Annotated in this window: 1 rRNA gene; it reads right to left on the reverse strand. The window is 54.5% G+C overall.

The annotated features are described in order from the left end of the window. Positions 1–660: ribosomal RNA gene (locus PGR23_RS24395) — 23S ribosomal RNA — on the reverse strand; the annotation flags it as partial.

The following is a 660-nucleotide window of genomic DNA, read 5'->3' on the forward strand; positions in this document are numbered from 1 at the left end:
AAGGTACCGGATTTACCTGGAACCTCCGCCTACATGCTTAAACCGGGACAACCGTCGCCCGGCTAACATAGCCTTCTCCGTCCCCCCTTCGCAGTAACACCAAGTACAGGAATATTAACCTGTTTCCCATCGACTACGCCTTTCGGCCTCGCCTTAGGGGTCGACTCACCCTGCCCCGATTAACGTTGGACAGGAACCCTTGGTCTTCCGGCGTGCGGGCTTTTCACCCGCATTATCGTTACTTATGTCAGCATTCGCACTTCTGATACCTCCAGCAACCCTCACAGGCCACCTTCGCAGGCTTACAGAACGCTCCCCTACCCAACAACACATAGTGTCGCTGCCGCAGCTTCGGTGCACAGTTTAGCCCCGTTACATCTTCCGCGCAGGCCGACTCGACCAGTGAGCTATTACGCTTTCTTTAAATGATGGCTGCTTCTAAGCCAACATCCTGGCTGTCTGTGCCTTCCCACATCGTTTCCCACTTAACTGTGACTTTGGGACCTTAGCTGGCGGTCTGGGTTGTTTCCCTCTTCACGACGGACGTTAGCACCCGCCGTGTGTCTCCCGTGATAACATTCTTCGGTATTCGTAGTTTGCATCGGGTTGGTAAGTCGGGATGACCCCCTAGCCGAAACAGTGCTCTACCCCCGAAGATGA

Origin of the sequence: Klebsiella sp. 141162, from assembly GCF_050600755.1 — a bacterium.
Taxonomy (GTDB): domain Bacteria; phylum Pseudomonadota; class Gammaproteobacteria; order Enterobacterales; family Enterobacteriaceae; genus Klebsiella; species Klebsiella aerogenes.